At 67.9% G+C, this 21,282-nt stretch carries 20 protein-coding genes; 10 read left to right on the top strand and 10 right to left on the bottom strand.

What is annotated here, in order from left to right:
• Positions 1-19 precede the first annotated feature (19 nt).
• Genes ABFX50_RS25910 through ABFX50_RS25920 form a run of 3 tightly spaced genes read left to right on the top strand, consistent with a single transcriptional unit; the run spans position 20 to position 3,631 of the window.
• Positions 20-778 carry a hypothetical protein gene (locus ABFX50_RS25910; protein ID WP_346149939.1) on the top strand — a complete coding sequence of 253 codons (759 nt, stop codon included), beginning with the start codon at positions 20-22 and terminating at the stop codon, positions 776-778.
• Entirely contained in the window at positions 775-2,856 is a 2,082-nt protein-coding gene (locus ABFX50_RS25915; RefSeq protein WP_346149940.1) for a hypothetical protein, read from the top strand. Before ABFX50_RS25910 ends, ABFX50_RS25915 begins: the two co-directional genes overlap by 4 nt.
• Before the next feature lie 4 nt (positions 2,857-2,860).
• Entirely contained in the window at positions 2,861-3,631 is a 771-nt protein-coding gene (locus ABFX50_RS25920; protein ID WP_346149941.1) for a hypothetical protein, read from the top strand.
• 18 nt (positions 3,632-3,649) lie between these two features.
• On the opposite strand, the gene ABFX50_RS25925 is transcribed toward ABFX50_RS25920, so the two are convergent.
• On the bottom strand, positions 3,650-4,681 hold the full coding sequence (locus ABFX50_RS25925; protein ID WP_346149942.1) for a Pycsar system effector family protein: 1,032 nt from the start codon (positions 4,679-4,681) through the stop codon (positions 3,650-3,652).
• A 204-nt stretch (positions 4,682-4,885) separates the two neighbouring features.
• Between ABFX50_RS25925 and ABFX50_RS25930 the strand changes: the two genes are divergently transcribed.
• Positions 4,886-5,407 (top strand): anthrone oxygenase family protein, encoded by a 522-nt coding sequence (locus ABFX50_RS25930; RefSeq protein WP_346149943.1) that lies wholly within the window; start codon positions 4,886-4,888, stop codon positions 5,405-5,407.
• A gap of 34 nt (positions 5,408-5,441) precedes the next feature.
• Positions 5,442-6,701 (top strand): SGNH/GDSL hydrolase family protein, encoded by a 1,260-nt coding sequence (locus tag ABFX50_RS25935; protein WP_346149944.1) that lies wholly within the window; start codon positions 5,442-5,444, stop codon positions 6,699-6,701.
• A 158-nt stretch (positions 6,702-6,859) separates the two neighbouring features.
• On the opposite strand, the gene ABFX50_RS25940 is transcribed toward ABFX50_RS25935, so the two are convergent.
• Positions 6,860-7,966 (bottom strand): S1 family peptidase, encoded by a 1,107-nt coding sequence (locus ABFX50_RS25940; protein WP_346149945.1) that lies wholly within the window; start codon positions 7,964-7,966, stop codon positions 6,860-6,862.
• A gap of 245 nt (positions 7,967-8,211) precedes the next feature.
• Between ABFX50_RS25940 and ABFX50_RS25945 the strand changes: the two genes are divergently transcribed.
• Positions 8,212-9,585 (top strand): rhodanese-like domain-containing protein, encoded by a 1,374-nt coding sequence (locus ABFX50_RS25945; protein WP_346149946.1) that lies wholly within the window; start codon positions 8,212-8,214, stop codon positions 9,583-9,585.
• Between the two features lie 41 nt (positions 9,586-9,626).
• On the opposite strand, the gene ABFX50_RS25950 is transcribed toward ABFX50_RS25945, so the two are convergent.
• From ABFX50_RS25950 to ABFX50_RS25965, 4 genes are read right to left on the bottom strand one after another with little or no spacing between them, the layout of a single operon-like run.
• Entirely contained in the window at positions 9,627-10,856 is a 1,230-nt protein-coding gene (locus ABFX50_RS25950) for an alpha-L-fucosidase (RefSeq protein WP_346149947.1), read from the bottom strand.
• A 6-nt stretch (positions 10,857-10,862) separates the two neighbouring features.
• Entirely contained in the window at positions 10,863-11,729 is an 867-nt protein-coding gene (locus tag ABFX50_RS25955; protein WP_183645133.1) for a carbohydrate ABC transporter permease, read from the bottom strand.
• Complete coding sequence (locus ABFX50_RS25960) at positions 11,726-12,658, bottom strand: carbohydrate ABC transporter permease (protein WP_346149948.1); 933 nt, start codon at positions 12,656-12,658, stop codon at positions 11,726-11,728. The genes ABFX50_RS25955 and ABFX50_RS25960 overlap by 4 nt, the downstream gene beginning before the upstream one ends.
• The gene (locus tag ABFX50_RS25965) at positions 12,655-13,941 is read right to left on the bottom strand and encodes a sugar ABC transporter substrate-binding protein (RefSeq protein ID WP_346149949.1); all 1,287 of its coding nucleotides are present in this window, start codon (positions 13,939-13,941) and stop codon (positions 12,655-12,657) included. The genes ABFX50_RS25960 and ABFX50_RS25965 overlap by 4 nt, the downstream gene beginning before the upstream one ends.
• A 207-nt stretch (positions 13,942-14,148) precedes the next feature.
• On the opposite strand from ABFX50_RS25965, the gene ABFX50_RS25970 reads away from it, so the two are divergent.
• The 3 genes from ABFX50_RS25970 to ABFX50_RS25980 all read left to right on the top strand — a co-directional run bounded on the left by ABFX50_RS25970 (position 14,149) and on the right by ABFX50_RS25980 (position 17,426).
• Positions 14,149-15,141, top strand: a complete 993-nt coding sequence (locus tag ABFX50_RS25970; RefSeq protein ID WP_346149950.1) for a hydroxyacid dehydrogenase — start codon at positions 14,149-14,151, stop codon at positions 15,139-15,141.
• Positions 15,142-15,145: 4 nt separating this feature from the next.
• Positions 15,146-15,958, top strand: a complete 813-nt coding sequence (locus tag ABFX50_RS25975; protein ID WP_346149951.1) for an AraC family transcriptional regulator — start codon at positions 15,146-15,148, stop codon at positions 15,956-15,958.
• 67 nt (positions 15,959-16,025) lie between these two features.
• Positions 16,026-17,426: a polysaccharide lyase 6 family protein gene (locus tag ABFX50_RS25980; protein ID WP_346149952.1), complete on the top strand. Its 1,401-nt coding sequence runs from the start codon at positions 16,026-16,028 to the stop codon at positions 17,424-17,426.
• 102 nt (positions 17,427-17,528) lie between these two features.
• Here the strand turns inward: ABFX50_RS25980 and ABFX50_RS25985 are convergent, their stop codons facing one another.
• Together ABFX50_RS25985 and ABFX50_RS25990 are read right to left on the bottom strand one after the other, a co-directional pair.
• Complete coding sequence (locus ABFX50_RS25985; protein WP_346150031.1) at positions 17,529-18,281, bottom strand: class I SAM-dependent methyltransferase; 753 nt, start codon at positions 18,279-18,281, stop codon at positions 17,529-17,531.
• A 213-nt stretch (positions 18,282-18,494) separates the two neighbouring features.
• Complete coding sequence (locus ABFX50_RS25990; RefSeq protein ID WP_346149953.1) at positions 18,495-19,073, bottom strand: dihydrofolate reductase family protein; 579 nt, start codon at positions 19,071-19,073, stop codon at positions 18,495-18,497.
• A 237-nt stretch (positions 19,074-19,310) separates the two neighbouring features.
• Between ABFX50_RS25990 and ABFX50_RS25995 the strand changes: the two genes are divergently transcribed.
• Complete coding sequence (locus ABFX50_RS25995; protein ID WP_346149954.1) at positions 19,311-19,886, top strand: hypothetical protein; 576 nt, start codon at positions 19,311-19,313, stop codon at positions 19,884-19,886.
• Between the two features lie 147 nt (positions 19,887-20,033).
• Here ABFX50_RS25995 and ABFX50_RS26000 read toward each other — a convergent pair whose 3' ends face one another.
• Both ABFX50_RS26000 and ABFX50_RS26005 read right to left on the bottom strand, forming a co-directional pair.
• Positions 20,034-20,714, bottom strand: a complete 681-nt coding sequence (locus ABFX50_RS26000; RefSeq protein ID WP_346149955.1) for a hypothetical protein — start codon at positions 20,712-20,714, stop codon at positions 20,034-20,036.
• Complete coding sequence (locus ABFX50_RS26005) at positions 20,714-21,223, bottom strand: SigE family RNA polymerase sigma factor (RefSeq protein WP_346149956.1); 510 nt, start codon at positions 21,221-21,223, stop codon at positions 20,714-20,716. Before ABFX50_RS26005 ends, ABFX50_RS26000 begins: the two co-directional genes overlap by 1 nt.
• Between the last annotated feature and the right edge of the window lie 59 nt (positions 21,224-21,282).

A 21,282-nucleotide genomic window follows, 5' to 3' on the forward strand; every position in this document is an offset into this window, starting at 1 on the left:
CCAGCTCATTGGAGATGTCATGACCCTTCACGATTACCGCGTCATACTCACCGCCGATATCGAGAATTACGGCAGTCGCGACGACGCCCAGCAGCGAACTCTCCAATCCGGTCTCATCACTGCCATCGACATGGCGGCGAGCCGAGCGGGGCTGAATAGGCAATCCTGGGAGAATCAGGTAGGCGGTGACTCCTTCACCGCTGTTCTCCCTGCCGAACCGGGTCCTCTCGTCACCATTCCGCTCCTCCTCGATCCGTTTCTGACCGAGCTGGACTTGGCCATCGCGGTGCACAACGGCCGACGTACCGATCCCACCTGCTCTCGCATGAGAGTACGCATGGCCGTCCATGTCGGACCTTTGTACCTGGATGGCGCGGCGGGATGGCCGGGGCAGCACGCCGTCCAGCCCGCGCGACTGCGCGACTCAACCCCGATCCGGGCCGCCCTAGAGACCTTTCGCGACGCCGACCTAGCGTTGATCATCTCGCGGGAGGTGTTCCGTGACTATGTGTCTCAGGGACCAGGACGCCCAAGGCCTTCGGAGTTCCGGGAAGTAGCGGTGAAAGAGAAGAAGCAGTCATATCAGGCTTATCTTCACGTACCACGCTTCGACGTGCATGACATGGCGACCACCCCACCCTCTCCGCCGGATGGCGAGTCGCCCCTCCCCTTGTCGTCGACGATTGGCTCGATGAAGAACCAGGTGAAGCGCGGCAACATCAACATCTCGCAGAGAGATATGCACGTCACACCTGACCCGAAAAGGGGGAAGAAATGAGTGAGCCTCCCCCTGAGGAAGCGGGTCGCGAAATCGCGCCACCCGAAGAGGCTCTCTCTCCGGAGGTGAATGCGACGCACCAGGAGAAACCGGAGCGAGACCAGTCCATCCTCGACGAGATGACCGCTTCGAGACAGGAGTGGCTCGAACGCAGGCAGAGCCTGGATGATCTGTTCGCCGACGAGCGGCCCAGCGCCGGAACGCGCGACTGGGGCGGGCGCGTGACGAACCGTGTCAAGAAGGGAAACGTCTGGCAGGCCCTGCGTGACATACACGTGCACGAGGGAGGTCAGCTACCGGCCACGACAACTCACGCACTCACGAAGGATGAGATCGCGGACCTGCGGGGAACGTTGGTTAAAACTCAGTCGCAAGGAGAAACCCGCAGGCTGCTCGACACCGATCGCCTGGTGTTGCTCAGCGGAGCGCCAGAGACAGGGAAGGCGACCACCGCCTTGGCGGCCCTGCTGGAATGGGGCGGCAGCGCGACCTGGATCATCCCTCACGGGGCGAGCACCCCGCATCCGCGTGACTGGAAACTGGAGCCGGGCCAGGGCTACGTACTGGACCTTGCGGACACGCCCGACTCCGTGGACAGAGTCATCACGGCCGTGAGGCGCGCCGGCATCGACACCGACAGCAGAGTAATCGTTCTCGTTCCCGAACACACCAAATCCTCCGTGGCTCCAGCGGTCGATCATGATCTGCCTTCAAGTCGCGAGCTTTTCGCCAAGCATCTGGCCGTCTGCGCACCCCGTGCGCGGCTGGACCAGAACGATCAACAACTGCTCGAGAAGGAGTTGCAGGCGTACTCCACTCCGTGGCAGGTGGTCGAGCTTGCCAGGCAGACGGCTGCCGCCGTGCAATCCGGTGTCTCCATAGACGAGATGCTGAGCAGGCGATTGCGTCGGATGAGTGAGAAGGTCGGCAAGGATCTCGACCAACGCACGCCCGTCCTTGGGCGCTGCTTCATGACTAGCATCGCCGTACTCCACGGACTACCCGAGGCGGAGGTCTCCGGCGCGGCCCTGGCCTTGGCCGAACTGCTCGACGCGAGATGGCGCCGCGATCACGCTCCGAGGCCGTTCCGCCTATGGGAGCGACTTCCCCTGTGGCTGGAATATGTGGACGCCGAGGCCACGCCCGCCGCCGGGCCGGGCAACGGGCGGATCATCAGGCTGAAGCGCCCGAGCCTCGCGGCTGTCATGCTCCGTGTCATCTGGGAGGATCACCCGACCATCCGCGACCCTTTGATCGACTGGCTTCACGGGCTAAGCGGCGACGGATCCCGGCACACGAGGATCAGAGTCGGGCACGCTGTCGGGAAGCTGGCGACATTCGACTTCGACGTGGTCGAGGAGCGGTTCATACGGATATGGAGCCAGTCTCGTCGTGCGCGAGATCACCAGCTGGCCGCCCTCGCCCTTGAGGCCGCGGCGGAGAACCCGTCCCTCACCCGACGCGTCCATCTCCATCTTCGCTCGATGATCGGCGGAAGGGATGCGGAGAAGGCAATAGCGATCCGTGCCTATGCCTCATCGATCGGGCTCTCCGTCCCCGACCAGGCCCTCGCCGCGTTCAGAACCCTGGTTCTCACTCGAGGTGGCAAGTTCCACCAGGAGGTCGCCCAGTCCATCGCCTATCTGTATCGCGCGGACACCTCGCACGCCATTCTGAATCACCTCGCCGACTGGGTGGGAGAAGGAGGGCAGGTCGGCCGCCGCAGCGCGGCGCTCACCTTCGTACGGCTGGCCGCCTCTATCGCCCCGACCCCTGAACGACCGCATCTGAGTGAGCTCGACCCTCATCCCTCGCTGGTGACGCTCTGGCGTAATGCGCTCAGCTACGAGGAAGGAGGTCGCCTGGTCGTACCCGAGTCATGGGACCTGCTGCTGAGCGAATGGTTGCGGCACTACGCCGAGCGACCGGCCGTCCGCGAGGTCGCGGACAAGATCTTCAGTCTCACCGAAGGCCGGAACGCCAGGCGGGCGCTGCTCTACCTCCGGCTCTGGGACCACCAGGGCGAGATCTCCACCGACCTCCACCATCACCTGCGCCGACTCGTTCACAGGAGCTGATCTCATGCACAGATGGCTGGCACCAATGTTGTACCGCGTCCACTACAACGAGCCCGAGTCTGCGCCGCCGACGGACATCCAGCCATTTACGTTCTCCTCGCCCGCCCAGGGCGACGCCTACGATTTCTCCGTCACGCTGCAGCGGACCGCGAGAGCGGCAGGAAAGCGGGCCCGCGTCGTGCTCGACGACGAGATGCCCGAGGCGGAGACGGTCCTCCAGCGCGCCTGCGAGGAGGTGCGGCCGATCACTCGCCGGTTCGCCATCACGGAGGCGGGCGCGGCGGAACAGGCCGCGAACACGCGGCTCGCTGACCTATCAGGCTCAATGGCCGGGGTCTACCGATGGACGGTCAGAGCCGAGGTGAACGTTCCCGACGAGGTGCGGCAGCTCAACCGCGACGCCTACAGGAAGCAGCACGACATTAAATCCAAAGCCGCCGCTGCGCTGCTCGATATCGAGAGCACCGACAGGGTGCGGCAGAAGTGGCAGGAGTTCTTCGCCACAGTAGAAGGAAGCGCCGGGGTGATGCAGGCGATCCAGCTGACTGCAGATCCCAAGAAGCTGCCGCAGGTCATCACGGATCTCATCGAGCGACGGGAGAAGGGCGCACAAGAGCTGCTCGGCACCGTCGACAAGATCATGGAGAGCTACCGGACGGTGGACATGCTCGACCTCGTCGTCCGGAACGATACGGTCCTGCGCCAGACCCTGAAGCTTCTCGGCCTTCCCGTTCCCCCGCTCGAGGATGAGACCGTGCTGGTGAACGGGATGTGACAGGGCCCCCTTACGCCCTCAAGGAAACAACGCGGCTAGCAGAAGGTTGATCAGCACCGCGCTCACCGTGGCCACCATTCCACTCAGGAGCAGCCAAAACCCCCACCGGATGAGACGGTACTTCTGACCGACAATCCTGCTCACCCGGTGGAGTTGGTCGGCGGTCCGTTCCAGATCCCGCGTCGATGACTCCATCAGGGTGCGGGCGACCGCCCCAGCGGACTCGAGGCGGAGCACGTCGGCGTAATACATGACGAAGCCGCTTTGCTTCCTCCGATCCAACCGTGGATAAACCGCTCCGGCGAGCACCCCCACCGATGCCAGAGCCGCCGCAGTACCTGCCCACCACAACCACTCGATGGCGTTGGACATCGTGAAGGGCGACCAACTTCCAGCAAGCAGGCCGCCTGCAACAGCGCCGAGCGCGATACCGACGATGCCGAGAAGAACCTGTGCCTTGGCGTCGGCCCGGTTGAGCTCCTCGCGGGTCTCGTTGAGCAGTTGGGTGCCGTAGGCACACGCGTCCTCTTCGGCTGCCCGCTGTCGGTCCGAGGTGGTGAAGGCGAAGGCTCGCACGATCCTGCGGAGCGCGGGGGGTTTCTTGGCTCGGGCGATCACAATGCTGAGCATCCCCCGAACGCTGCAGGCCAAAGCCCGCGCCGTGATGGTGATCCCCCGCAGAACACTCTGACCTGCGTGAGCCGTTGAATCGCCCACGAGCGGGGGTTTGCTCGAAGCCGATCGCAATGCGCGATCGGCTCGGTCAGCCTGCAGGCAGCCACGAAATCGGCCGATGACCGGCCCTGACCGCGGAGTCGAGCGTGACCAGGACGGGAAAGGCGGCGAGTGGTCCAGGATTGGTCCGCACCGCGTAGAACAGCATGCAAGTGACGGCGACGACAGGGCCGTCAGCGGCGTCCTGCGCCAGGCGACGAGCACGAGCGAGCCGGCCAGGACGGCCATGAGGTCCACGGCGTCAGGGCCGGAGGCGGACAGCGCGCCGACCATCAGCACAGCGGCGACCGCCACCGCGAGCGCCACGGCCGTCATGAGCGGCCGCCATGCGCGCTCAGAGCTCATCCCCGCGCAGGAGAGCGTGCGCACGTGCTGCACGGCACGGGGTCGGGACCGGTGCTACTTCTGCGGTGGTAGTCGCGCGGAATCTGCTCCCCCTGGCGTACGGGAAGGAGAGACCCACGGAGGACGATCAGCGAGCGTCGAGCGGCGACGATTCCCCCGTAACCCGCTCATTCCGTGAAGACCATCACCACAGGAGACCTCGTGCTGCGGCCATCCATCCAAGCGTTCGCGCTGCTGTCCACGGGCTTGCTCTCGGGAGCGTTCGGCTACGGAGCCGTGAACGTCGCCTACGCGTTCAGGGTCGTGCCCCTCGACGTGCGCTTCACCTTCCATACGGCGCTGATGCAGGTCAACGGGGTCGTCATGCAGACCACGATGGCGCTGGCGATCCTCTCCTCCATCGTGCTCGCCGTCGTCTCGCGTCGGCTTCCACGGCTTCTGGCCGCGGGCGCTGCGGTGCTCGCGCTGACCTCGTTCCTGGTCACGCGGTTCGGCAACGTCCCCATCAACGGCCTGATCAAGCAGTGGGCCGTCGGCCCCGTCCCCGCGGACCACGCGGCGATCCTTCAGCGGTGGGAGACGTTCCACGTCGTGCGGACCAGCGCCGCCTTCGTCGCGTTCCTCCTCGTCATCGTGGTGGTCGTCGCGGGTGACCGGCTCATGAAGTCCAGGACGGGCCCCGTCCCCGCCGTATGAGATCCACACCGACCCCACCCCCAGGAGACACCTCATGAACGCCGTACCACGACGGCTGTCGTCCCTTCTTGCCATCTCGCTGGCCACGCTGCTGGCCGGCTCCGGCATGGCGTCCGCGCAAACCCCCGCGACAGCGGGGGGCTGGACCGCCACCTGGACCGCCTCCCCCCAGCGCCCGGGTGCGAACTTCACCCCGAACTGGTCCGAACAGGGCTTCACGAACCAGACGATCCGCCAGGTGGTCCGCATCAGCGCCGGAGGAGCGCGGGCCAGGATCCGGCTGTCCAACGCCTACGGCACCGCTCCGCTGAAGGTCTCCGGCGCCACCGTCGCCCGTACCGCGAGTGGCGCCGCCGTACAGCCCGCATCGCTGCGGCAGCTCACCGTCAAGCGCGCCAGGGCGTTCACCATCTCCGCCGGAGCCGAACTCGCCACCGACCCGGTGACACTGGGCCTGTCCGATCTGGACTCCGTGACGGTCACGCTCTACCTCGCCGCGCCGACCGGCCCCGCGACCTATCACGCCCAGGCCATGGCGACCAGCTACCGGGCCGCGGGCGACCACCGCGCCGACAGCGGCGCCGGCGCCTTCGACCAGACCTCGCTGTCCTGGTACTACCTGAGCGGGGTGGACGTCATCGGCCGCGCCTCCCGCCAGGGCGCCGTGGTCGCCTTCGGCGACTCCCTCACCGACGGGTACGGCTCCAGCCCCGGCGCGGACAACCGCTACCCCGACGAGCTGGCCGAGCGACTGGCCGCCATGGGCAGGCCGCGCGCCGTCCTGAACCAGGGCATCGGCGGCAACCGGGTGACGGTCGACTCCGCGTGGCTCGGCGACAGGGCGACCTCCCGCTTCCGGCGAGACGTCCTGGGCCAGCCCGGCGTGCGATCGGTCATCATCCTGGAGGGCATCAACGACATCGGGATGAGCGAGGCCCCCTCCCCCATCGGCGCGCCGCCCACCGACGTCTCCGCCGACGAGATCATCGCCGGTCACCGCGCGTTGATCAGGCAGGCCCACGCCAGGGGCGTGCGAGCCATCGGCGCCACCCTGCCGCCGATGAAGGGCTCGCGGTACCACACCGCCCGCAGCGAGGCCAAGCGAGACGCGGTCAACACCTGGATCCGCACGTCGGGCGCGTACGACGCGGTGGTCGACCTCGACCGCGCGCTCGCCTCACCGCAGGATGAGGACCTGCTCGATCCCGCCTATGACTCCGGCGACCATCTGCACCTGAACGACGCCGGCTACCGCGCGGCCGCACATGCCGTCGACCCCACCGACCTGGGCTAGGAAGGCTTCCTGACCCGCCAAGCCGGGTCGTGTCTCATCTTCGGCCACGGGGTCGCCCTGCCGGTGAGGTGAGGATGTGTCATGCCGTCGCGCGGCGCGGGGTCGGCGTGGCCGAGGAGCACTCAGGCCACGCCGAGTCCGCAACCGTCGATGAGGAACTAGTAGACGTTCGCTCCTGCCGCGTTGAGCGCCTCGATCACCGGCTGGAAGAAGGTGGTGCCGCCGGTCGAGCAGTTGCCGCTGCCGCCCGAGGTCAGGCCGAGAGCGGTGGAGCCGGAGAACAGGGAGCCTCCGCTGTCACCCGGCTGGGCGCAGACGGTCGTCCTGATCATCTGGCGGACGGTGCCCTGCGGGTAGTTGACGGTGGCGTTCAGCGCGGTCACGGTGCCGCTCCGGACGCCTGTGGTGCTCCCGCTGCGCTGCACGGACTGGCCGACGTAGGCGTTGCCCGCGGTCGTGATGTCACGGGAGGAGGAGTTGTAGAGGTTGACGCCTCCCGGCTTGGCGATGCTCGTGTTGGTGTAGCGCACGACGCCGTAGTCGTTGCCGGGGAAGCTGCTGATGGTCCTGGTGCCCAGGACCACGGTACGCGCGGAGTCGGCGTACCAGGTGGCGCCGATGTTGGTGCAGTGACCCGCGGTCACGAAGTACGTCGTCGTTCCGCTGCGGACGTTGAAACCGAGCGAGCAGCGTGACGAGCCGGTGTAGATGGCGTCGCCGCCCTGGATGAACAGGTTGAACGTTCCCGCCTCGCTCTCGGTCCGCACGGCAGGCCCGGTCGCGGCCCGCTCGGGGCTGGCGGCCGCCTCCTCGTCGTTGATCTGCTTGACGATGGACTCGATGCGCTGGCGCTGCCCTTGGTTGACGGATTCGTCGAACCAGACGACGACCTGGTTGCTCGCGGGGTCGACGGCCCATGCGGTGCCGGTGACCCTGGCCGCCCTGTCGAGCCTGCGCATGATCTTGTCGAGGTCGTCGGCGCTGCGGGCGACCTTCTTGGGGATCGCGCCCGCGGCCACGACGGCCTGCGCGTCGGCGTCATCGGTGATCGTGACGACCAGCTTGCCCTGGGCGGGGTCGAAGTAGGAGCCGGCGTCACGCGCGCCTAACGCCTCGTCGAGGGTGGTGGCCGCGACGGCCGCCGAATCGGCGGCCTCCGGGGCCGGCGGGGTGGCCTGCGCGGCCATGGGGCTGATGAGGGTGGTGCCTGTGAGCAGGATCGCCGCGGTGACGATCAGTCCTGCGCGCCGGGGATGGATGCTCATGTGGGGAGCCTCCTGGGGGATGCCGGCCAGCCCCGTTGGCTGGCCTAGGGGCTGTCGAGAGGGGGGTTCGCCTCTCGGCAAACGCCAATATGAAGAACCCCGATCAACTACACAAGGCCCATTTACAAGATTTATCTGCGCGTGTCATGAAACCGGAGCAGAAAACGATTGCCGTCGACATATACCCACCGGGGGTACTCTTGCGTACACGAAGGCGATGTGGGGAGATGATGATGATGGGCAACATGGTGAGCGTGACAGTCATCGAGACGTCGTCGCTGGGTGACCGCAGCTACGTGGCCACAGACGGTGACGTGGCGGTGGTCGTCGATCCGCAGAGGGACGTGGACCGGGTCCTCGCGCTGGCGGGCCGCCTCGGTGTGCGGATCACGCACGTGGTGGAGACGCACCTGCACAACGACTATGTCTCTGGAGGCCTGGAACTGGCGAGGCTCACCGGGGCCCGCTACGGGGTGGCGGCGGCCGATCGGCCCGCGTTCGAGCACGTGCCGCTGGCCGACGGGGACGTGGTCGAGGTCTCACCGAGGCTGCGGCTGCGCGCGCTGGCCACGCCAGGGCACACCTTCCACCACCTGTCCTACGTGCTGGAGAGCCACTCAGGGGTCGAGGGCGTGTTCACCGGTGGATCGCTGCTGTTCGGCACGACCGGCCGTACCGACCTGCTCGGGGAGGAGCACGCGGACGCGCTGGCCCGCCGGCAGCACACCTCCGTGCGCAAGCTCGCCGACTCCCTGCCGGGAGGCGCCGTCATATGGCCGACTCACGGATTCGGCAGTTTCTGCTCGGCCACGCAGTCCTCGGGTGACAGCTCGACCGTGGATCACGAGCGGCAGGTCAACCCGGCGCTGCGGCTGGCCGAGGACGAATTCGTCACCCAGACTCTCGCCGGGCTCGACGCCTACCCTGCCTACTACGCCCACATGGGCGCGATCAACCTCGCGGGACCCGCACCGGTGGACCTGCGTCCGCCGTCCCCGGCCGACGCGAAGGAGCTGCGTGCCCGGCTGGAGGCCGGGGAGTGGGTGGTCGATCTGCGGCACCGCACCGCCTTCGCCACCGCCCACCTGGCCGGGACGATCAGTCTCGGCCTCGACGGGTCGATGGCGACCCGGCTCGGCTGGCTCGTCGACAGGGGCGCGCCCTTGTCACTCGTCGGTGAGAGCCTCGAGCAGGTGTCGCATGCCCAGCGTGAGCTGGTCCGCATCGGGATCGACCGGGTGGCGGCCGCCGCGGCCGGCACGCCCGACGAACTCGTGACCGACTCCTCCCAGACGCGCTCGATGACGACCGCCTCTTTCGCCGACCTGGCAGCCGCGATGCGCGGCGATCGGCGCGCTCCCGACGTGATCCTCGATGTACGGCTCGGCAACGAGTGGCGCGACTCCCACGTCGAAGGCGCGGTCCACGTGCCGCTGCCCGAGCTGGCCCGCAGGGTGGAGGACATTCCGCCCGGAACGATCTGGGTCCATTGCGGCAGCGGCTACCGGGCCGCCGCGGCGGCGTCCCTGCTGGCCAGGGCGGGGCGGGAGGCTGTGCTCATCGATGACGCGTTCGCCGTCGCCGAGGGCGCAGGCGTCCCGTTGGCCCCGCGAGCTTGACCGCGGCGTACGGAAGTGGGCGGGCCTGAGTGCCCGCCCACTCAGGACAGGAAGAGTTCGATGACCGGCACCGGCGTGCCGGGCGGGCGCACCGGCAGCTGGAGCGTGAGGGTGCCGGACGGCTGCCCGCCCATCCGGGTGTTGTGGGCGGTCTGGCCCGGGTCGGTCGTGACCTGCCTGATCTCCGAGGCGTCGTTGAGCAGTTGGGCGTAGCGGACCTTGCCCGCCAGGCCGGGCAGATGGACGTGGCGCAGTGGCCAGCTGAACAGATGCAGGTAGAGCCGGTCACCGTTCTGGGTGAGGCGGCAGTCGGACGGGGCGGTGAACTCCGACGGCCCGCACCCGCGGATCGCGCGCTCGTGCAGGTCCATCCACGACCCGATCTCCGCCAGTACGGCCGCCGCGTGGGGGTCGATCTGCCCGCGCCCGTTGGGGCCGACGTTGAGCAGCAGGTTGCCGCCCTTGGACACCCCGTCGACGAGCATCCTGATCAGCAGGTCAGCGCTCTTGTAGTCGAGGTTGTCCCGGTCGTAGCCCCAGCTGCCGTTCAGCGTCTGGCACGCCTCCCAGAGCTCGGCCAGAGGCCCCGACGGCTGGTACTGCTCGGGCGTGACGAAGTCGCCGGGGATGCCCAGCCTGTCGTTCACCAGGATGTCCGGCTGCAGCTCGCGCACCGTCGCGAGCAGCTCCTTCGACCCCCAGTCCTCGGGGCCCTTGCCGCCCCACCACTCGGTGCGCGTGGAGTAGGAGAAGTCGAAGAACAGGTAGTCGATCGTGCCGTAACGGGTGAGCAGCTCCCTGACCTGGCCGTGCAGGTAGCGCCGGTATCGGGCGATGTCCCCTGCGGGGACGGGCTGGGAGTCGCGCTGCGGATGGGTCCCGTCCACGGGGAAGGCGGGGTGGTGCCAGTCGATCAGCGAGTGGTAGAACCCGACCTTGAGCCCCTCGGCGCGGCACGCCTCGACGAAGGGCTCGACCAGGTCGCGCCCGTAGGGGGTGTTCGTCACCTTGTAGTCGGTCAGATCGCTGTCCCACAGGCAGAAGCCGTCGTGGTGCTTGGTCGTCAGCACGACGTAGCGCATGCCCGCGGCTTTGGCGGTCCTGGCCCAGGCGGCAGGGTCGTAGCGGTCGGGATCGAAGTGGTCGAAGTACGGCCGGTACTCCTCGTCGGTCATCCGCTCGCGCGTCTTGACCCACTCGTGCCGGGCGGCCAGCGAGTACAGGCCCCAGTGCACGAACATGCCGAAACGATCATTGGTGAACCAGGTCATGAAGAATCATCCCTTGAGGGCGCCGGACGACAGCCCGTGCACGAAGGAGCGCTGGAAGAACAGAAAGACGATCACCGAGGGCAGCAGCGCGAGCAACGAGGCAGCCATCACCACACCGGGCGTGACGATCGGGTCGATCCGCAGGGTCCGCAGGGCCAAGGGCAGGGTGTAGGTCGAGGAGTCGCTGGCCACCAGCATCGGCAGCAGGTACTGGTCCCAGATCATGGTGAAGCCGAAGACCCCGATGACGCCCAGGGCCGGTCGGCACATCGGCAGGATGATCTGGGCGAAGATCCGGAACTCGCCGGCGCCGTCGATGCGCGCCGCCTCCTCGAGTTCGCGCGGCACGTCCTTCATGAACTCCGTCATGACCAGGATGGAGAACGCCCAGGCGCCCAGCGGCACGATCATGCCGGCCAGGGTGCCGATGAGGTTGATGTGGAGCAGCGGCAGGTCGGACAGGATCAGCGACAGCGGGATCGCCAGGATCTCCTCCGGCAGCATGAGGGTGGCCAGGATGGCGACGAACACCAGCGTCATGAACGGGAACTTCTTGCGCGCCAGCGCGTAGGAGGCCAGCGTCGAGACCACCACCTGCAGCAGCAGTCCGAACCCCACCACGAAGAAGGAGTTCAGCAGGTACTTCAGCACGCCCTGGTCGACGGCGACCGTGAAGTTGTCCAGGGTCGGGCTCGAGGGCACGACGCTCAGCTGCGTCGGGTCCGACACGTGGTTGAAGGCGCTGACCAGCAGTGCCAGCAGCGGCCCCGCGAACACCACCAGGACCAGCGCGTGGATCACGAGCTTCACCAGCCGCCCGGCGGGTGTCGTGCTCTCCTTGAGGCCGAGGGCGGTCTCGCTGGCGGCGCTCATTCTCGCTCCCTTCGCCTGAGGATGGACACGACCACGGTCAGCAGCAGCGTGGCGAGGAACAGCAGGACCGCTCCCGCCGACGCGACGCCCAGCCGGTTCTGCTCCAGACCCAGCTTGGTGATCAGGGTCATGACGACCTCGGTGGAACCGTTCGGGCCGCCGTTGGTCAGCAGGAACACCTCGGTGAAGACCCGCAGACCGCGGATCGCGGCCAGGATGAACAAGATGGAGAAGACCGACCTCAGGCCGGGCAGGGTCACGTGCAGCAGCCTGCGCGCCCGCGAGGCGCCGTCGACGGTCGCGGCCTCGTACAGGTCCCTGTTCACGCCCGCCAGCCCGGCCAGAAAGATCATCATGTCGTACGGCGCGCCGCGCCAGATGCCGGTCACGATGACCGAGGCCATCGAGGTGTGGGGGTCGTTGATGAACCCTGAGGGGCCGAGTCCCACCAGGCCGATGAGGGAGTTCAGCATGCCGTCGCCGGTCGGGTGGTACATGATCCGCCACAGCTCGGCGACGACCGCCATCGGCACGACGACCGGCAGGAAGGCGGCGGAACGGATGAAGCTCAGCCGGTGGCTCTGCCCCTCCATCAGCAGCGCGAGGATCAGGCCGAGCAGCATCGAACCGGCCGTCTGGCACAGCGCCAGCAGCACGGTGTGCCAGGCGGCCTGCTGGAAGCCGTCAGAGGCGATGACCTTGGCGTAGTTGTCCCCGCCCACCCACTGGTTGCCCAGGAACGGCTGCACGTTCTGGAAGGACATCACCAGGGCGTTGCCCATCGGGACGAACTTGAAGTACAGGAACAGGACGAGCGCGGGGGCCAGGAACAACCACGGCACCCACCACCGCCCGCCCCGCCCGGAGAACCTGGGCGGGGTCGGATCAGGTGAGCCGGTGTCGACCGGCTTCAGCTGAGTGACAGTCATGACGCGGCGACGCCCTGCTCCGCCAGGATCTCGGCGAGCTTGGTGTCGAGCTTCTGCAGCTCCGCCTTCAGATCCAGACTGCAGTCCGCGACCAGGGCGTTGACGGTCTCCGCCGTGGTCTGCCGCACCGGCGTCCAGTTGGGCAGCGACGGGGCGTAGTGGCCGGAGGCCTGGTAGATCGCGGCGAAGGTCTTCCAGCGGGGATCGGGGCGCACCTGGCTGATGTCGACGGACTTGTTGACGGGCAGCTGGACGATGTAGGCGGTGTCACCCTCCATGCCGACCTTCTGGCCCTCCGCCGAGGTCGCGAAGGCGGCGAAAGCGTCCTGCGCGGCGTTGTTGGGCGAGCCGGCCATCAGGTAGATCGCGCCGCCCTCGGCGAGCACGTCGGCGTTCTTGGCGCCCTTGGGCATGGGCACGACCTCGTACTTGTCCTTTCCTAGCGACTTGTCGTAACGGGGAAGCAGGTAGGGACCGACGACGTACATGCCGGTCTTGCCCGCTTCGAACGTCTCGTTGGTCGGCGGGGTGTCCATCGTGACGGCGCCGGGCTGGATGACCTTGTCCTTGCAGCCGAGGTCGCGGAACCACTGCATGGCCGCGGTGGACTCGGGGGTGGACATGGCCGGCTTGAACTTGCCACCGCCCGCGTCGGCGACGAAGTCGCCACCGGCGGCCCAGAGGAAGTTGGAGAAGTACCACGACGCGTAGCCGCGCTTGGTCGACAGCGGCGCCGCCAGACCGTAGGTGTCGTCCTTGCCGTTGCCGTCGGGGTCCTTCTCGGTGAACGCCTTGGCCATCGCCGTGAGATCGGCCCAGCTCTGCGGCGCCTGCAGGCCCAGCTTCTCCCGCCAGTCCTTGCGGATGAGCAGGGCGGTGGCCTGGGCGGAGTACGGCACGCTGTACTGCTTGCCGTCGATGGCCTTGCCTGAGGCCAGCCCGCGCTCGGTGAGGTCCTTGGCGCTGGCGAGCTTGCTGAGGTCGATCTCCCTCAGCAGGCCCTGGCTCTGCATGGTGCCGAGCTGGGTGACGTCGTTCATGACGATGTCGGGCAGGTCCTTCTGGGCGGCCCGCTGCTGCATCTTCGTCTCGAAGTCGTCGAAGATCGCCGTCACCTTGACCTTGTACCCGGTCGCCTTCTCGAACGCGGCCGCCAGCCTGACCGTGCCCTGTTCACCCGGCCCGCCGGGCGTGGTCCTGGTCCAGAGCTCGAGCGGAGCCTTGGCGTCCTGCTCGACGTTCGTTCCCGCTGTGCCTGACGAACACCCGGACAGCACCATCATGGAAACCAGAATCCATCGTGTCCTGTGTGTGGAAACTGTTCTCATATGTGGATGACTCCCTCTTCTTGGACGACGTTTTCGGACCGTAACGGTGCGTACGTTCACAGGTCAATGCTCCGATGACTAGAAGCTCACTATTGATACCGATCGATCGTGCGGCAGGATGTCTGGCCATACATCCGATGAAAATGCGATCTGGAGTGAGAGATGACCACAGCCTTGCTGGTCATGGAGGAACGCCGCCGGTCCGACGTCTATCCGGACGAGGTGCTCCGGGAGCTGGCTGACCTGGTCCGATGGCAGCGGCCGCCGCTGACGCGGGAGCAGCTGACGGCCGAGCCCGGCGTGCTGAACGAGGTGGAGCTTCTGCTCACGGGGTGGGGTGCGCCCGTCCTCGACGCCGGCCTGCTGCGCCACGCGCCGCGGCTGCGCGCCGTGCTGGTGGCCGCGGGCTCCGTGCGCCCGCTGACCACGCCGGAGTTCTGGGCACGGCGGATCCCGATCGTCTCCGCCGCGTCGGCCAACGCGATCCCGGTGGCGGAGTTCACGCTGGCCCAGATCCTGCTGGCGCTCAAGCAGTTCCACCGGATCTCCCGCGAGATCAAGGAGCAGGGGCGCTATCCGGACGCGGTGCGGGTCGCCGGGGCGTACGGGTCGAGGGTGGGGCTGCTCGGCCTCGGCGAGATCGGCCGCCTGGTGGCCTCCCACCTGCGCCGCTTCGACCTCGACGTGGTCGCCACCGACCCCGTGGCCGATCCCGCGGTCGCGGCGGGGCTCGGTGTGCGCCTGGTTCCGCTCGCCGAGCTCTTCGACAGCTGCGAGGTCGTCAGCCTCCACGCACCCCTCGTCGAGCAGACCGAGGGGCTGGTCGACGGTGAGCTCCTGGCCAGGCTCCGCACCGGGGCGACGCTCGTGAACACCGCCAGGGGAGCCGTGGTCGACGAGCCGTCCGTCATCGACGTCCTGCGGCGGCGGCCCGACCTCACCGCGGTTCTCGACGTCACCTGGCCGGAGCCGCCGCCCTCGGGATCCCCGCTGTACGGCCTGCCCAACGTCGTGCTGACGCCGCATCTGGCAGGGGCGATGGGCGCCGAACGCGCCCGGCTGGGCGAACTGGTGCTGGAGGAGGTCCGCCGCCTGCTGGCGGGAGCGCCGCTGCGCCACGCCGTGGACCCCGCCGTGGCGAGCCTGCGAGCGTGACGGCGTGGACCCGGCGCTCAGGGAGCATCTCAGGCGGCTGGACCTCGACCTGCTCATGGCAGGGCACGCCGACCCCGTCCCCGCCGACTGGGGGCGGTCGGCGCGCAGTGACGGCTACAACCGCTTCTACCTCATCCTCGACGGCGTCGGGTCGATCACCTCGGACGGGGTCGAGTACCAGCCGAGGCCCGGCCAGCTCTACTTCCTGCCCGCCGGGTCCGCCCTGGGCTTCTCCGCCTCGCGGGAGCGTCCGCTGCGCAAGTACTGGGCGCACTTCACGGCCACCGTGGGCGAGCACGACCTGGCCACGCTCGTCACGCTGCCTCGCGTGGTGGAGGTGGCCGAGCTGCCTGCCGTCCAGGAGATGTTCGTGAGGTTGCTGGCGGCGGGCAAGGGGGCCGCGCAGGTGACCGGGCCCCTGCGGCAGCGCGCGATCCTCATGGAACTGACCGCCTACCTCGTGGAGCACGCCCCCCTGGGTTCGCTGCGGCCCCTGAGCGAGGGGCCGGGGCGCATTCTCGAGTACATCGACGCGCATCTGGACGAGGTGCTCACCGTCGGGCGGCTGGCGGAGGTCTTTCACTACAACCCGACCTACTTCATCACCTACTTCGCCCAGCTCTTCGGGGTCTCCCCCAACCAGTACATCCGGCAGTTGCGGGTCGAGCGGGTCAAGCAGGCGCTGATCCACTCGGAGCTGCGGATCGAGGAGATCGCGGGGACGGTCGGGTGGGAGGCCTCCTACCTTTCGCGCGTTTTCCGGCAGGTGACGTCGCTGACGCCGACTCAGTACCGGGCCTTGCACCGAGCCTCCTGAGGATCGTCCTAGGAGTGCCCGAGTTTTGGCCATGCCCAACGGAATGCGCTTTCCATACCTTGCCGGTATGAAGCGATTAGCTGCTCTTCTCACCGCGGCCGTCCTGCTGCTTCCCGCCGGCCCCGCCTTCGCGGACCGGGACGTGCTCGTCTCGAACCTGGCCGAGCTGAACCAGGCGCTCGGCGCGGCCGTTGCCGGCGACACCCTCGTGATGGCCGACGGCACCTGGCAGGACGCCGTCATCGGCCTCACCGCCCCCGGCCCCCTCACCCTCAGGGCGCAGACCCCCGGCAAGGTCCTGCTCACCGGCAGGTCCTCGCTGTCGCTGAACAGCCCCCACCTGACGGTGAGCGGCCTGACCTTCACCGGCGGCCAAGCTCCCGACGGCGCCCAGTCGGTGATCACGTTCAACAGCGACCACGGCAGGGTCACCGACACCTCCGTCGTCGACTTCAACCCCGCCGAGCCGCAGACCGCCTACTACTGGGTCTACTTCAAGGGCGGGCACAACCGGCTCGACCACAGCCTGCTGCGGGGCAAGAACCATCAGGAGCCTGTCGTCGGCAACGACAGAGGCCTTGCGGCCAAGTACAACGCTGTCGACCACACCCGGTTCGCCGACGTCCCCAACGTCGGCCGCAACGGCATGGAAGCGCTGCGCATCTGGGGCTACGGGCAGTGGGGTGAGCTCGGTACGCAGGAGGGCGCCTACTTCACCATCGAGCACAACCTCTTCGAGCACGTCGACGGCGACGACGAGATCATCTCGCTGAAGTCCAACCACAACACCGTCCGCTTCAACACGATCAGGCAGTCGAGCGGTGGCCTCGTGCTGCGCTACGGCAACCACAACACGGTGGAGAACAACGTCATCCTGGGTGAGCGCTACCCGGCCAGCGAGGGCATCCGAGTCAGCGGGAACAGCCACACCGTGCGCGGCAACTACGTGGCCGGGGTCTCCGGCTACGGGCTCAAGGTCACCAGCGGCGAGCACATGTTCGACGAGAACAACCAGCTCGACTACCTGACGCCCGGCTTCGTGCCGCAGAGGAACCCGCTCTCGCCGTACGGCTATCTCTTCCACTACGGCCAGGTGACCGACAGCGAGTTCACCGCCAACGTGTTCGTCGACAACGCCAAGAGCGACATGCACCTCGGCTGGTTCTACAAGAACCACTGGCCCGCCTACCAGATGGTGCTCCTGCCCGAGCGCAACACCTTCACCGGCAACCTCGTCCACAGGCCGAAGGGCGGGGTGGCCGTCATCACCTCCCCGCAGGAGACCGCGCCGCCGCTGGAGAAGTTCACCTTCGAGCCCAACACCTTCCGGGGCAACGTCGTCCACGGCGGCACCATCGACGTCCACGCCCCCAACAGCTCCAAAGGCATCGTCGTCCTCCCCCGCAGCCGCCAGGCCCCTCCCCCGCCGCCCCAGACCGCCGAGACCGGCCCCACCTGGTCACGCTGAGCCGCGATGCCGACTCGCCATCCGCCCGGGTCAGCAGCCTCAAGATCAACGAGCGGCCGGTTCCGGCCGTATCTCGGCCGGGCGACTTGGCGTCCGGTGCGGCTAAACAGCTTCCAGGACGAAGAACAGGAAGCACAGCATGGTCGAGTCGGCTTCTTTGAGGAGGTCGGGGAACAGCTCGTGGGCCCCTGGCGCCGGGCGCGGTTCACTGATGACGGCGATCCGGAAGCCTGCCGCGGTGAAGGCGTCGGTCATCGCGTGCAGCGGCCGGTGCCAATACGTCAGCACGGCGCTCTGGCCGCTGAAGGTGTAGTCCTCGGAGTACTCGCGGATCGCGAAGTAGCCGGCATCGGGATAGAGCAACTTGTAAACCAAGGGGTGATTGACCGCCACGATGAGTCGGCCGCCGGGAGTCAGCACGCGCCGCAGGTCGGCGAGCGGCGCCTTCCAGTCCTCCAGGTAGTGCAGGACCAGGCACACGATGGCATCGTCGAACGCACCGTCAGGGAACGGCAGAGGACCGCCGCCCAGACCGGCCTGATGCAGGGCCGCGCCCTCGCCGAGCCGCTGCCGGGCCAGGTCCAGCATCTTGACGCTGGGATCGACGCCGGTCACGACGGCGCCCTTCTCGCGCAGCGCCGCGAGCAGAGGGCCGGCACCGCAGCCGACATCCAGGATCCGCCGCCCGGCCACGTCTCCTGCCAGGTCCAGGATGGCGGGCCGCGTGTAGTAGCCGTTGATGAGGTTGGCCTCGGTCTCGGCCGCGTACGCCTCGGCGAAGCCGTCGTAGTCGTTGGCCACGGCCTGGCCGGCGGGCCCGGCGGAGTCCTCGATCGCGGGAGACATGCGGCCCATCCTGGCATAGTCGATCACCACGGGCGTGCCCAGATCCGATCGACACAGGGGACGAACCTTCCTGGCTCGGCGAGTGAGTTCTGGTGCCAGTTGAAGACGGCGTCGATGTCGTGAGAAGGGCCAAGCCGCCTGGTCCGCCTCGCGTCAGGCTCTCCCGATCGGCACCTTGGTGACGGGGAGGGTCATTGGTCGGCGCAGGTGGGCTGGGTTCTCTCAGACATGCAGGGTGGGCCGGTAGATGAGCTCCTGGGTGTGGCCGTCGAGCGTCCGGCTCTCGATCAGCTCCAGGTCGAAGTCGGCCGCACCCTGGAAGATCGGGTCCAGTCCGGTCTGACCTGTGATCACAGGGAAGAGCGTGACCTGGACGCGGTCGACCAGGCCGGCGGCCATCAGCGCCCGGTTCATCGACAGGCTGCCGTGCGAGCGCAAGGGCACCTCGGACTCCTCCTTGAGCCGGGCGACGACCTCGACGGCGTCACCGCTCACGACGGTGGCGTCCGGCCAGTCGAGGGGGCCTTCGAGAGTGGTCGACACCACCATCGCCGGCAGGCTCCTCATCCGGGTGACCCACGGGTCATGCACCTCGGACTCCTCGGCGTTCGAGGCCAGCATCCGCGCGAACGCCCGATACGTGTTGGCCCCGAAGACCATTCGCTGCTCCTCGCCGTACAGGGCGAGGCGGTGGGCGAGCAGCTCGGGGCCTTGTTTGCCCCAGTAGCCAGTCCAGTTGCCGCCGGCGGCACCGAAGCCGTCGAGGCTGGAAAAGACATCGAAGGTGTAGGTAGCGGTCATGATGCTCTCCTCGAGTGCGGTTGAATCGGGCGTGGATGCAGACTGCAAACCTCTGCGAAACTCGTCGCAGGTGGACTCCTGGAGTCTGGCCCTCGAACGCGACCCCAAAACTTCAACGCCTCGGCCACCGTCCGGCGCGGAACGGAAACCCCCACGGGCCCTGATGGATGGCGTGTCGGCGATCCCACCGCATGGACTTGATCAGCTTGGTGACGACAGGCCGTGTTGGATGGGCGCATGACCCCGATTGCTCTCACACGACTTCGTCAGGCCGTCTCCCGAACGGAAGACACCACTCGTGACCGTACCGCCACGGGACGGCGCCCACAGGACGCCGACGACCTCGTCGGCACCTTCGCCACGGACGGGGCACTCGGCTTCGATCCGTTCCCCTTCCTCCATGCCCTGCACAAGGCAGGCTCCCATGCCGTCGTCATCGGCCAGGTCGCCGGCATCATGCACGGCTCCACCGAACTGACCGGCGACCTCGACCTTCTGTGGGACGGCACGCCCGCGCAGGCCCGCGCCCTGCGCGAGGCCCTCGTCATCGCCGGGTGCGCCGAGCCGCCCGACCTCGACCACCCTCAGGTGGCCTATCAGGTGACCGGTGTCAGCGGAGACCTGTGTACGCCCGCCCTGGCCTGGGGCGGCCTCGACGTCGCCGCCAGCCTGACCCGAGCCGTGCATGCGGACGACCCCTCCGGCTTCACGGTTCGCTACGCCGCACTCGACGACCTCGTCCGCATGCGGCGGGCCCTCGGCCGGCCGAAGGACCACCGCCGCGCCGACGAACTCGAACGCCTGCGCACCTGACCGTCCCTGCCACGCGGGTGGGCGTAGGTGCGTGGGCACGCGTGCTGACACCAACACGGTGATCAACTCCGGCTCCGGCGACCGCCGACGTTGACCAGCGGTCCGCCGAGTGGCCAGGCCCTCAGCGGTGTGAGAGATCACGCCACGTCACAGGGCGATCCGCTGCAGGGTTTGCCCCTTCGCGCCGGTGAAGACGAGGCTCCGCACGTCAGGGGGATACTCGACGGCCCAAAGCCCGAGCCCTGGACCGACGCCCCGTCTGAGAGTGCCTGGAACCTTCCGCCCGTCCCTGGTGACAGCCGTCACTCCGTGGACGTCGTCCTTGGCGACGCCGAACCAGACGGGCACGAGGCGGAGCTTGCCCTGCCTGCGGGCGAACTCCTTGGCGGCGAGGGGCGGAAATCCGCTGCAGGAGCTACCGTTCGGCCCGCTCTCGCACAGGAAGAGCTCGTTCTTGCGGGGCGCGTCGCTCACCCACATCAGCAGCGGCGGCACGGAGGCGACCTTCCCCTTGGGGGGATACTCCTTCTTCAATTCCGCGAATCCCTTGTAGGTGGGCCGTGGCGTGGCCGTGACGGTGAGCGTGGCGGAGGGTGTGGCGGGCACGGCGACGGCGACGCCGTCCTGCCGCGGCCACGGGTGAACCGTCCCGTCCGCGAGGACGGCCGCGACCGTCGCCGCTACCGCCACCGAGGCCGTGGCCCCGGCGACGGCAGCACGACGACGTCTGCGCACGGCACGTCCCGCTGCCATGGCCCGGTTCGCGTCAACCGTGGTGGGCGGCTGCTCGTGCGTCGCCAGCGAGTCGAACATCTGCTTGACATCCATCAGTGGTCCTCCGTACGTGCGAGACGGGACTCCGGCGCGCCGAGCATCGAGCGCAGGGTGGCCAGGCCGCGGGCGGTCTGACTCTTGACGGTTCCGGTGGAGCAGCCGAGCGCGTGCGCGGTCTGTTCCACGCTCAGGTCGCAGTGAAAGCGGAGTACGAGGGTGGCGCGTTGGCGCGGAGGGACGGCGGCGAGGGCTCGGTTGATGTCCATGGCCATGTCCCGGTCGCCGGTTTCGAACGGCTGGTGGGATATCGCGGACGTCAGCCGTACCCGGGAGAACCAGCCCCCTCGCTGTTCGGCGAGGAAGACCCGGATCAGCATCACCCGTACGTAGGCGTCGAGGTCATCGGCGACTCGCGCCTGGCGCCATTTGACGTAGAGCCGCGTGATCGCTGTCTGCACCAGGTCGTCGGCGCGGTGCCAGTCCTGGCACAGCGGGTAAGCGATCTTCCGCAACCAGGACAGCCGGCCGCTCACGTAGGCGGTGTACTCCTCGTCAAGGCTCATGGGTCTCCCAGATTGATGGCTTCACATCCCAGAAGATGCTTCCGGCCCGGGCGCCGGTT

The sequence above is a fragment of the Nonomuraea recticatena genome, from assembly GCF_039533245.1.
Taxonomy (GTDB): domain Bacteria; phylum Actinomycetota; class Actinomycetes; order Streptosporangiales; family Streptosporangiaceae; genus Nonomuraea; species Nonomuraea roseola.